The organism is Hymenobacter setariae, from assembly GCF_007713685.1.
Taxonomy (GTDB): domain Bacteria; phylum Bacteroidota; class Bacteroidia; order Cytophagales; family Hymenobacteraceae; genus Hymenobacter; species Hymenobacter setariae.
The window spans coordinates 212466-224101 of sequence record NZ_VMRJ01000008.1 but is presented as its reverse complement, the minus strand read 5'-3'; the positions used below and the strand labels follow the sequence as shown (position 1 = coordinate 224101).

General features: G+C 63.9%; 10 protein-coding genes and 1 pseudogene. 9 read left to right on the top strand and 2 right to left on the bottom strand.

The features are described 5' to 3' along the window. Positions 1–337: 337 nt before the first annotated feature. Positions 338–898, top strand: coding sequence for an AraC family transcriptional regulator (locus tag FNT36_RS24765; RefSeq protein WP_233636214.1), 561 nt, complete (start codon positions 338–340; stop codon positions 896–898). A 184-nt stretch (positions 899–1082) separates the two neighbouring features. Here the strand turns inward: FNT36_RS24765 and FNT36_RS24760 are convergent. Beyond that, a pseudogene (locus tag FNT36_RS24760) lies at positions 1083–1721 on the bottom strand (recombinase family protein). A 138-nt stretch (positions 1722–1859) separates the two neighbouring features. Here FNT36_RS24760 and FNT36_RS24755 point away from each other — a divergent pair. The 6 genes from FNT36_RS24755 (at position 1860) to FNT36_RS24730 (ending at position 8545) form a co-directional block, all read left to right on the top strand. Then, the gene (locus FNT36_RS24755; protein ID WP_144853331.1) at positions 1860–4958 is read left to right on the top strand and encodes a Tn3 family transposase; all 3099 of its coding nucleotides are present in this window, start codon (positions 1860–1862) and stop codon (positions 4956–4958) included. Positions 4959–5035: 77 nt separating this feature from the next. After that, positions 5036–5293: a hypothetical protein gene (locus FNT36_RS24750; protein WP_144853329.1), complete on the top strand. Its 258-nt coding sequence runs from the start codon at positions 5036–5038 to the stop codon at positions 5291–5293. Positions 5294–5522: 229 nt separating this feature from the next. Continuing rightward, positions 5523–5897: a hypothetical protein gene (locus FNT36_RS24745; RefSeq protein ID WP_144853327.1), complete on the top strand. Its 375-nt coding sequence runs from the start codon at positions 5523–5525 to the stop codon at positions 5895–5897. 319 nt (positions 5898–6216) lie between these two features. Then, positions 6217–6972: a COG4705 family protein gene (locus FNT36_RS24740; protein WP_144853325.1), complete on the top strand. Its 756-nt coding sequence runs from the start codon at positions 6217–6219 to the stop codon at positions 6970–6972. A 30-nt stretch (positions 6973–7002) separates the two neighbouring features. Then, positions 7003–8040 carry a YncE family protein gene (locus tag FNT36_RS24735; protein WP_233636213.1) on the top strand — a complete coding sequence of 346 codons (1038 nt, stop codon included), beginning with the start codon at positions 7003–7005 and terminating at the stop codon, positions 8038–8040. 88 nt (positions 8041–8128) lie between these two features. Beyond that, the gene (locus tag FNT36_RS24730) at positions 8129–8545 is read left to right on the top strand and encodes an EamA family transporter (protein ID WP_144853323.1); all 417 of its coding nucleotides are present in this window, start codon (positions 8129–8131) and stop codon (positions 8543–8545) included. A gap of 340 nt (positions 8546–8885) precedes the next feature. On the opposite strand, the gene FNT36_RS24725 is transcribed toward FNT36_RS24730, so the two are convergent. Next, positions 8886–9110: a hypothetical protein gene (locus tag FNT36_RS24725; RefSeq protein WP_144853322.1), complete on the bottom strand. Its 225-nt coding sequence runs from the start codon at positions 9108–9110 to the stop codon at positions 8886–8888. 393 nt (positions 9111–9503) lie between these two features. Here FNT36_RS24725 and FNT36_RS24720 point away from each other — a divergent pair, with 393 nt between their 5' ends. Both FNT36_RS24720 and FNT36_RS24715 read left to right on the top strand, forming a co-directional pair. Then, a complete protein-coding gene (locus FNT36_RS24720) occupies positions 9504–9683 on the top strand; it encodes a hypothetical protein (RefSeq protein WP_144853320.1) in 180 nt (59 codons plus the stop codon). Positions 9684–9727: 44 nt separating this feature from the next. After that, a complete protein-coding gene (locus FNT36_RS24715; protein ID WP_144853318.1) occupies positions 9728–11635 on the top strand; it encodes a T9SS type B sorting domain-containing protein in 1908 nt (635 codons plus the stop codon). Position 11636: the final 1 nt, after the last annotated feature.

The following is an 11636-nucleotide window of genomic DNA, read 5'->3' as shown; positions in this document are numbered from 1 at the left end:
TAGCCGCAGCGCCTCCGCTCGAAAGGCGGCGTCATAACGCCGGCGTTTAGTAAGTTGAGGGCTGTCTTTCATGACAATCGAAAGATAAGACCCTATTCTGTCCAGAATTACCCGACCACCTCATTATTACTCCCTCGTTCTGCTTACGCAGGGTAGCGGCGAGCTACGCGCCAACTTTGCCACCTACCTGTTTGCTGGCAGTACGCTGTGTTGTTTTGGCCCGTACCAACCCTACACTATCCAAGCCAGCACCGCTGTAGCGGGCCTGGTCCTAGATTTTCATGCCGACTTTTTCTGCATCTACCGGCATCAGCAGGAGGTAGCTAGCAATGGCATCTTGTTCAACACCATTTTTGAGCCGCCCTTCTTCCCGGTTACAGCAGAGGCGGTGCGTGAATTTGCCGCCCTGGCAGCGCTGATGCAAGCGGAAGTACGGCGCCCGGAGGTGGCACAACAAGAGTCCATCGTATTATATCTGAAGCTCTTTTTGCTGAAAGCTATCCGTATCCGCACCGCACAGCCCGCCTTAGGCACCGAGGAGAACCCGTCTGGCCGGGAGCCCTGGCTGCTGCAGCAACTGCAAGAGGCCATTAATACGCACTACCGCCACCTGCACACGGCCGGGGAGTATGCCGACCTGTTACGAGTTCCCGCCCGAAGCCTAACGCGCCTAGTCAAGTCCCATTATCAGAAGACGCTCAGCCAACTCATCACGGAGCGAATCATTATGGAGGCCAAACGCGAACTGTACCTAACCAGTCAATCCGTCAAGGCTATCGCCTTCGCGCTGGGCTTCGGGGATGAACACTATTTCAGCCGCTTCTTCAAGAAGAATACGGCCGTATCGCCGCAGTTTTTTCGTGAATCAGTTGGGTTCGCAAAAGCAGAAGAAAGCTAGCGCTGTTGAGCTGCCAGCGGTTGGCTGGAGAAATCGTTTTTCCCAACCAGACCGCGGGCTTCCTTCTGTAGGCTGCTGGCTCCCAAAGAGTGCCCATACGGCGCATAGTAGATAAAAAAATTATAATTATATAGGTAATTTAGGTGATGTTAAACAAATAGGGTAAAACCTCCGAGTCGTCCGGTTAGGGGGCGGCATTTCGGCTCGGTTGCCGCTGCAGTTTGGCCAGGTAGTTTTTCAGGGAGAGGTACTTGCCGTACTTCAGGTGCACGTCCACGATGGTGGTGAGCGGTACGCCCAGCGCATGCAGGTGCAGAATCCGCTCGCGGTCGGCGTCGTACATGGAGGGCTGCACCACACCCTTGGGCTTGCCCAGCACGATGCCCTGCTCGCGCCGCGCCCGCAAGCCTTCCTTCGTGCGCTCGGACACGAAGTCCCGCTCCAGCTCGGCCAGCATGGCGAAAATGGTGAGCAGGATTTTGTGGGTCATGTCGCGGTGATTCTGCGGGTCCAGGTCCAGGCCCTGCTTGACCAGAATCAGCCGTCACCGCTTCTGGTGAATCAGCTCCTCAATCAGGCCCAGCACTTCGCGCAGCGAGCGGCCCAGCCGGGAGAGCTCGGAGACGATGACCGTGTCGCCGGCAGCAACCTTGGCCAGCAACTCGGGCAGGCGGCGCTGCCCGGCGGTCCGGCGGGAGGACATCTCGACTTCGATCCACTCGTCCAGGGTCCAGCGGTGCTCGACCAGGTAGCGGGCGATGAGGCTCTTCTGGCTCTCGGCCGATTGGGCGCTCGTGGAGACGCGGACGTAGCCAAATAGCATGGGCAAAACGGGCAGGGTAGCGATAAGGTAAATGCGCTTCGTAAAGGTACCGGTTTTCGATACCTTTACATGGACGTTAACGCTATCATTGGTGGGTAGAAATAACGGTCGTTAAGTCCATCGGTTTTTGCCTCCTCTATGGCTACGCACCTGCGGATTCACCTGGGCAAGGAGCGGGACCTCTACGAGCAGCCGCCTGTGGTACCGGCGGCCGAGCAGGCACGGGTCTTTGCCGTCCCCGCGTGGGCCGACCCGCACCTGGCCCGGATGCTGGCCCCGGTCAACCGGGTCGGGTTCGTGCTGCAGCTGGGCTACTTCCAGATCAGCCAGCGCTTCTACGTGGCCACGCGCTACCACGCGGCCGATGTGGCCTTCGTGGCGCGGCAGTTGGGCGTGGCCCCGGCCGAGTTCGCGCCCGCCCGCTACGCCGACGCCCGCTACTACGCCCACCAGCAGCTCATCTGCGACCAACTGGGTATCGGGCGCTTCGACGCGGCCGCCGCGGAACGGCTCTACCAGGAAGCGCTCCGCCTGAGCAGCCAGCACCTGAAGCCGGCGGCGGTCTTTGATTACCTGGTGCTGTTCCTGCACGAGCACCGCCTGGAGCTGCCCACCTACTTCGCCCTGGCCAACCTGATCACGCGGGCGCTGCTGGCCTTCGAGAAACGGCTGCTGCGCCGCGTGCAGCAGCACCTGCGGCCCGGTGAGCAGCGCTTGCTGGACCGGCTGCTGGCCGCCGACGACGCCGACGCGGAGGACCCGCGTGAGACGGCGGCCGACCGGCGCTACCCGCTTACCTTCCTCAAACGCATCCGCCAGGGGCTGCGCGCAGGCGAAATCCGCGAACGGGTCACGCATTTTGCCGCCCTGCGCCAGCTCTTCGCGCAGCTGCAGCCGCTCTGGCAGCGCCTGCGCCTGTCGGACCAGGCCATCACCTACTACGCCGAGTACGTGCTGCGGGCCCAGGCCGCGCAGCTCTACCGCCGTGACGAGCGGCGCTACCTCTACCTGCTCAGCTTCATGGTGCACCAGTACTACGAACTGGGCGATGCGCTGGTCGACACGCTGCTGCAGACCGTAACCAGTGTGGTGAACCAATGCCGCGAGCAGGTGAAGGAAACGCTCTACCAGCAGCGCACGGCCACCCAGCAGCTGACCAGCCAGGTCACCGGCCGCGGCTACCGGCACCTGCAAGCCCTGACCCAGATTCGTGCCCTGGTCGACGCCCCCGACGTGCCGGCCGAGCAGAAGCTGGCGCGCATCGACGCGCTGCTGCAGCGCCACCAGGTTACGGCCACGCAGCTCCGCGAAGACCACCAGCAGCTGGAGCAGTTGCGCGCGGCCACCGAGCAGCAGGCCGGCGAGGCCCTGTTCTACGAAGCGCTGGCCGCCGCCTCGCTGCGCCTGCAGACCAAGCTCGGGACGCTGGTGCGGGAGCTGGTCGTGGACGAAGCCACCACCCACGCTGAGCTGGGGCGGGCCGTGCGCCACTACCAGCAGCACGACGGGGCACTAGGCGCCCACGTGCCGATGGCCTTTCTTTCCCTGGCCCAGCGCGCCCACGTGCTCGACGACCAGGGCCGGTTGCGTACGTCCCTCTACAAAGCCCTATTGCTGGTGGAGATGGCCGCCGCGGTCAAGTCCGGCCAGCTCAACTTCACCTGCTGCTACCAGTACCGCGCCTTCGAGCACTACCTGCTGCCGGCCGCGCAGTGGGCCAGGCAGCGCGAGGCGCTGCTGGAACAGGCCGGCCTGGGGGCCTGGCGCGACTTTGCCACGGTCCAGGCGACGCTGCAGGAGCAGCTGCGGGCGCAGTTCGCCGCCACGAATGCCCACTTGGCCGAGGCAGCCAATCCGCACGCGCACCGTACTCCGACCGGGCGCTACCGCCTGACCACGCCCCGGCTGCCGGCCGAGCAGCCGCGCCTGCCGGCGCACTTGTTTCCCCGCCACCGGGTGGTGCCCCTGCGCGAAGTGCTCACCAGCGTGGCACGGCTCACGGGCTTCGACACAGCCTTCGGCGCGCTGCCCAGCAAGCACGCCCGCACCCCGCCGCCGCTGTCGCAACTGCTGGCCGCGCTGGTAGGGCTCGGCTGTAACCTGGGATTACGCCGCCTGGCCCAGGTTGCCCCGCAGGTGGACGAAGCCGCCTTGCAACGGCTGGCCAGCACCCACTTCACGCTCGACAACCTGCGCCAGGCCAACGAACTGATTCTGGACTTCACCCGACAGCTGCGCCTGCGCGAGGCGTTCCGCTTCTCGCCCGACGTGCTCCGCAGCAGCAGCGACGGGCAGAAGTACGACCTGGCCGTGGATTCGCTGGCCGGCAGCGCCTCGTTCAAGTACTTCGGCAACCGGCGCGGCCTGACGGCCTACTCCTACGTGGACGAGACGTTGCTGGTCTTCGACTCGACCGTGTTCAGCGCCGCCGACCGCGAGGCCACGCATTTGCTGGAGGGACTGCTGCGCCACGCCCAGCGCCCCACCGACGTGCACAGCACCGACACGCACGGCTACACCGAAGTCATCTTCGCCGTGACCCGCCTGCTGGGCATTGCCTACGAGCCGCGCATTCGCCAGCTCACCAACCAGCAGCTCTACAGCTGGGAACCCGTGTCCACCCACCGCCAGCTCGGCCAGACGCTGCTGCCCGACGCGCGCCTGGACCCCGAGCGCATCGCCCGGCACTGGGATGAGGTCCTGCGCCTGGTCGTCACCCTGAAGCTGCGCCACAGCGAGGCCTCGCGCCTCTTCGGCCGGCTCAACTCCTACGCCCGCCAGCACCCGCTCTACCGGGCCCTGAAAGAGCTGGGCCGGCTGGTCAAAACCGAGTTCCTGCTGCGCTACGTCGACCAGGTGGAGCTTCGCCAGCGCATCCAGAAACAGCTCAACAAGGGCGAAAGCGCTCATCGACTCGCCCACGCCGTCTGGCACGGGCGCAACCAAGAGTTTCACGCCGCCACCCGCTCCGAGCAGTTGGTGGCCGACACCTGCAAGCGCCTGCTGATGAACGCCATCATCTGCTGGAACTACCTGCACCTCTCCCAGCACCTGGCCGGGCTACCGCCCGACCAGCAGGCCGCCGCACTGGCCACGCTCTCGCCCTCGGCGGTGCTCTCCTACCGCCACCTGAACCTGCACGGCGAGTACGACTTCTCCGACCAGCCCCTGCCGGCCGACGCCCCGTTCGACATGGACTTGTTCAGCACCTGGCAGCCACCGAGCAAACCGGCGTAGCGCCGAGTCGGAGGTTTTCCCCTATTTGTTTAACAACACCCTACGAAGCGCGCTTTCGTCAGCCCCAAGGCTGGGGCGTGCTGCTGCTTACGCCGGCGGGCGAACTAGTGGAAACGCAAACCGATATTCCTTCCACTGCCTTGCCGCCGCTGGGCCGCATGGCCATGAGTCAGCAGTTTCCCAAGCGCCAGCTGGACCAGATAACCAAGGTGGTGAAAGCTTCGGGAGAAACCACTTACGTGGTGCAAGTGTGCAAAGGCAAAAACAAAAACGGCAAGAACAGGCATTGCCAAACCAGTGTATTCGATGCCAATGGGCGGCCAGTAGCCAAGTAGCCGCCACGGGCGAACAAGTAAAGTCAGCGGCCAAGTTACCACAATATCTCACCTGCTGAGCTACCGGGAGTTGCTAGGGCGTGAATTACAGCTAGCCGCGGCGCCGTCATAATCCTGCCGTGGCAAAGTGCTTTCCCATCGCTTCTGGTAAGAAGCTACGCCGTGAGTTGCCCTGAAGCGGGGTGTTTGCTCCGCCTCCCTGAAATGCCCAAACACGATGCTGTTTACTATGCTGGCTAACTCCTATTTGCTTGTCGTATTCCTGCTGAGGCTGCTTGCTGGGTTTTCTGATGGGCCCGTTGAATTGCATACCGTACTAGAATCCGGTAAGCAGGTAGTATTCAGCGGACAACAGCATGGCAAGTTTCAGCTAAAGATTCGCAATAGCGGCCCGGTCCCGGTGCTGGTGACCGAACGGCAAGCCAACGGCAGTTTACGGGAACGGGGGCTTATCGAACCGCACCGGGGCGGCAGGCTCCGTTTCGCGGTGGGCTCGGTGGCGATGGTGCGCAGCCTGGATGCCCGCCCGGCGGAGTTTAAGGTTAAATTCTTCAGTCAAGAATTCGATGGGATAGTTATTAAGTATGAGTCCCTCAACAGGTAGCAAAGAAGAGAGCAGTAGTTTGCGGTAGCGGAAATGAGTAAGCGGGGCTCCCTCAAAACAGACAAGAGCAATCCTGCGGCTGGCTTTAAGACTCCGCTACCTGTCCAGACCAATGCACCAGTTTTAAGGCAAGGCTGAAAAAGTTTTTGGCGCTGCCTTTCAGCCAGATTTGCGCCAGAATCACCCGGTAGGTTTGAGCGCTTAGCGGTCGGGGAGCACCGTACGAGAAGCCGCTCATTAGCCTACTCGCAACTCCCTACGGGCACCTTCTTACGCCTGCGCCGGCCCGCGCTTTTTCACCTGTTTCTTCACTTGATTCATGAAAAAAATCCCCGAGGTTACGCTCCTATTCTGGGTCATGAAAATTTGTGCTACCACGCTGGGCGAAACGGGCGGCGACCTGCTGGCCCAAACCCTGAACGTGGGCTACGGCGCAAGCTCGCTGCTGTTCATCGGGTTTTTTCTGGTGACGCTGGCGGGCCAGCTGGCCGCCAAGCGCTACATCCCGGCCTTGTACTGGGCCGTGATTCTGGCCACGAGCACGGCCGGCACTACTATGTCGGACTACATGGACCGCACCCTGGGGCTGGGCTACGCCACTGGCTCGGCCATCCTCATCACCATCCTGATTGTAGTGCTGGGCTTGTGGCGGCTCACTGAAAAGTCGCTCTCGGTGAGCGAGATTACCACGCGCCGGGGCGAGCTGTTTTACTGGACGGCCATTCTGTTTTCCAACACCCTGGGCACGGCGCTCGGCGACTTTCTGGCTGATGATTCGGGCCTGGGCTTTGGGGGCGGGGCCTTGCTCATCGGCAGCCTGCTGGCCGTCGTGGTGCTGGCGCACTACTTCACGCGCATCTCGGCGGTGCTGCTCTTCTGGGTGGCGTTCGTGCTGACCCGGCCATTTGGGGCCACGTTCGGCGACCTGCTCACCAAGCCCGTCGCGAAAAACGGGTTGGGCTTCGGCACGCAGGGCTCGTCGCTCATTCTGCTCGGCCTGCTGGTCGGGCTAGTCATTTACACCACCCTGCGGCCGCAGCCCGCCGAGCCGGTTGCGGCCAAAGAGCCGGCCTAATCCGCGTTACTCCGTTTCCCGTTTTTCCTCATGAAGAATTTGCTTCTAGTGGCGCCGCTGGCTTTCGCCCTGCTGGGCTTAATCCCGGCCGCCCAGGCCCAAACGGCCACCGCGCCCTACCGCCTGCTCGCTACCATGCCCATCGGGGGGGAGGGCGGCTGGGACTTCCTCTACGTGGACCCCGCCGGCGAGCGCCTCTACGTGTCGCACGCCACGCAGGTCGAGGTGCTCGACCTGAAGAGCCACAGGGTCATCGGCACCGTAGCCAACACGCCGGGCGTGCACGGCATCGTGGTAGTGCCCAGTGCGGGGCACGGCTACATCACCTGCGGGCGCACTAACAGCTGCGTGGTGTTCGACCTGAAAACCCTGAAAACGCTCACTACCATCCCGACCGGCCCCAAGCCCGACGCGGTGTTCTACGATGAGTTCTCGAAGCGCGTATTTGCCTTCAGCAACGACGGCGGCCAAAGCACGGTTATCGACCCCGCGACCGACAAGGTGGTGGGCACGGCCGAGCTGGGCGGCGATGTGGAGGTGCCCGCCACCGATGGCAAAGGCCACATCTTCGTCAACCTCGAAGACAAAAGCAAGGTGGTGGAGTTTGATGCCCGCACGCTGGCCGTGCTGCACCGCTTCCCGCTGGCCCCCGGCGCCGAGCCCACCGGCCTCGCCTTCGACCCCCAAGCCGGCCGCCTCTTCAGCGGCTGTGCCAACGAGAAGCTGGTCGTGACCGATAGCAAAACCGGCAAGCAAATCGCCGTGCTGCCCATCGGCAAGGGGGTCGACGGTGCCGCCTTTGACCCCACAACCGGCAACATCGTAACCACCAACGGCGGCGACGGCACCCTGACCGTCATCCACCAGGATTCGCCCGGCAAGTACACGGTCGTGGCCACCGTGCCCACCGCCCGGGGCGCTCGCACCGTGGCCGAAAACCCCCGGACGCACCACCTCTACACCTGCACCGCCGACCTCGGCCCCGCCCCAGTCGCCACGGCCGCGAACCCTAAACCCCGCCCGAGCATCCTGCCCGGCACGTTCCGGGTGCTGGAATTCGGAAAATAATCACTCTTTTTTCTGACGAATAAGCCCTGGCAGGCCCGACGAGCGCGGGGGTGCCAGGGCCTTCTGTTTCACCTGCAACTGATTTACTATGTGGTGGCTATATGCGCTGCTTTCCGCCGTCTTTGCGGCGCTCACCGCCATCCTGGCCAAGATTGGCATCAAGGGGGTGGACTCTAATTTGGCCACGGCCATCCGCACGGTCGTGATTCTGCTGCTGGCCTGGGGCATCGTGTATTTCCAGGGCGGGCTGGAGAAAATTCACTTGCTCACGCGCACCAACCTTATTTTTCTGGGCCTGTCGGGCGTGGCCACGGGCTTATCGTGGATATTCTACTTCCGGGCCTTGCAGCTGGGAAAGGTTTCGCAAGTGGCCCCCGTCGATAAGCTTAGCGTGGCCATCGCCATTGTGCTGTCGGTCGTGTTCCTGGGCGAAAAGCTAACCTGGCACGCGGGCATTGGGGCGGCCCTGATTATCAGCGGCACGCTGGTGCTGATTTGGGGTTAGCCCCGGTTGCCTACGTAAAAGACCCCGGCTGCGCCTACTTCGTCGGTAGCGCAGCCGGGGTCTTTTACGCGGGTGGACGCGCAGCACTGCTAGATTCTCCTCATTCTTAACTAATGCTGATTAGCAGTGCCATTGATAGGGTAGGCCCTCAAAGTGAGTACTGGATAGCATGATGACCGTGACCTTGCACGCCGATAGCAGGCCAACAAGGTCAAGGCGTCTGGTGCGGGTTATCAAGCTTGCGCCTGTCGAGTCCTCACTAGCAGACCCCACAGCTGAAATATAGTACCGAAGCCCGTGGCGATATCTTGCTGGGTAACCGGTACCATTTAACTGCGCCCTAGGGCGGCGGGGCCGTCGTGGCCAGCTCGGCGCAGCGGGCGCACTGGTCGCGCTCCTCGCCGGGGCGGCCCAGGTAATATTGCCAGTCACCGCTCTTTTTGACGCGGCGGCCGATAGGGCATTCGCTGTGGTCGTGGTACGGGTAGCGCGTGGGCTCAGGGGCGCGGGCCATGATGCCGGTCACGTGCTGCGTATGCCGGAAGAAAGGTTTGGTACGAGTCATTGGGCAGGCTACCCCGGGGCGGCGTGCCGCCGCGGGGAGGATAGGGAAGCCCTAACCTAGCCCATGATTTTGGCGGGATTCTGTGGGAAGCGCCCCTACTTTCAGCTTAGCTGGTTTGTAGTTAGTCACTCGCTCATCGCTGGGTGTTCACGCAGTTCAAACGGCCGCTGAATTTCTTGCACGACCCGCGCCCACCCGTTACCTGCCGGGTTGGCCACCTAGCCGCGGCTAGTCGACCCGTATAGTAGACGGAGCTGCCACTAGGGGCGAGCGGGCTACTCACAAAAAAATTGTCACGGGCGTGGGGGTAGGGCGGGAGTGGTGCATCTACCTACTACCCAACCGGCGCGGCGTAGCTGCCGACCGGCGTTTCCCTACCCATTTCCCCATTTTATGAACAGCGCATTTTCTGCCGAGCGCGGGGCACCGCGGCCCGCGGGCAAACCGCTGCGGGTGCCCGCCGGGCGCCGGCGCTTGTCGCTAGCCGAAATCGTCCGCGACCTGGCGGGCTGGACGCTGCCGGCCCGCCGGCCCGAACCCACCCGCACGCCGGCAAGCTGGCCACTGGCCTAGGCGGCTTCTACCCTTCCTCCCTTTTACCAGCCACCTCCTTATTCATGCGCACTTCCCGCAGCCACCGGCTACTTGGTACGCTGCTGCTGTGGCTGCTGGCCATGCCGGCGGCCTGGGCTACGCACATCGTGGGCGGCGAGTTGGATTTGCAGCACCAGACCGGCAGCAGCTACCGCCTTACGCTCACGCTCTATTTCGACGCCGTGAACGGCAACCCGGCCGCCCTCGACTCGGTGCTGGTGGCGGGCATCTACGACAAGGCTACCAACCGGCAGCTGCAAAGCGTGCGCCTGCCGCTCACCAGCAACACCTTCGTGAGCTACACCAACCCGGCTTGCGCCGTGGGCTCGCTCAGCACCCGCAAGCTCCTCTACGCCCGCAACATCACCCTCGACGCGGCTACCTACGCCAGCGCCCAGGGCTACTACGTGGCCGTGGAGCGCTGCTGCCGCAACGTGGTTATCAGCAACATCGTGAGCCCCGGCGCGGCGGCCCAGACCTTTTACCTGGAGTTTCCGGCCGTGGTGCGGGGCGGGCAGCCGTTCCTCGACTCCACGCCGCGCATCTTTCCGGCGTTGGGCGACTACGCTTGCATCAACAATCTGTTTACCTACGACTTCGGGGGCCAGGATGCCGACGGTGACTCGCTGGCCTACGACCTGGTGACGCCCCTCAACGGGCACGCCACGGCCCCCAATCCTAGTCCGGCCCCGGCCGCCGCGCCCTACACCACCGTGACCTGGACCACCGGCCTGGGCACCGCCAAACAGATACCCGGCACGCCGGCGCTGGGCATTGACGCGCGCAGCGGGCGGCTCACGGTGCGGCCCAGCCGGCTGGGACTGTTCGTGTTCGGGGTGCGCTGCACCGAATACCGCCAGGGCGTAAAAATCGGCGAAACGCGGCGCGACTTCCAGCTCTACGTGCTGGCCTGCCCCGTCAACCACCCGCCCGTGGTGACGGTGCAGGCCAATGGCCGCCGCTACCAGGCCGGCCGCGACACGGTGCGCCTGCTGCCCGGCGGCCTGCGCTGCCTCACCGTGCGCTATACCGACCCCGACCCCAACTCGGTGCTCACCCTCACTACCCGGCCCGTCAACTTCGCCGACGCGGCCACCGCCCCTAGCTTCACGACCAGCGCCAGCGGCACGGTGCACGCCGCCGGTCAGCCTGATACGCTCACGGCCACGCTCTGCTTTCCGGCCTGCGCCGATACTAAGGGAAGAGTGTATCTGCTCGACGTGCTGGTGGCTGATAACGGTTGCTCGCTGCCCAAGCGCGACACCGTGCGCGTGGCCTTTACGGCGGTGCCCCCACCCAGCACGGTGCCGGTGCTCACCACCAGCTTTCCGCTTCCCGCCTCACCCACCGATACGGCCGCCGTGCTGGTGCGCGTAGCGCTTAATCAGCCCTACACTGCTACGCTACTTGGAACTGACCCGGCCCCTAACCCGCTCACGCTCAGCGCGACCGGGCTGGGCTTTAGTCTACCCAGCGTGGGCATGCGCTTCGCGGCCCAAAACGGCACCGGGCGCGCGACGGCCGACTTTGAGTGGACACCCACCTGCGGGCTGGCTACCAGCCCCAACGGCCTGCGCGTGCGCTTCTCGCTCACGCAGGGCGGCAACCTCTGCACCCCGCACGTGCTGACGCGCACCGTGCGCTTCGTGGTGGTGCGGCCACCCGATACGCTGGCCTTCCAGCCGCCCAACATTATTACCCCCAACGGCGACGGGCTCAACGAGCAGTTCGCGCTGCCCAACCTGCCACCCGACTTCTGCGAGGCGCAGTTCGCGGGCGTGCAGATTTTCTCGCGCTGGGGGCGGCTGATGTACCAGTCGGGCAGCCGCGAGTTCAGCTGGCGCGGGGCCGGCGTGGGCGGTCTTTACTACTACCTCATCACCTACACCGACGGCCGCCGCTACAAGGGCTGGCTCGAAGTGGTGCCGTAGG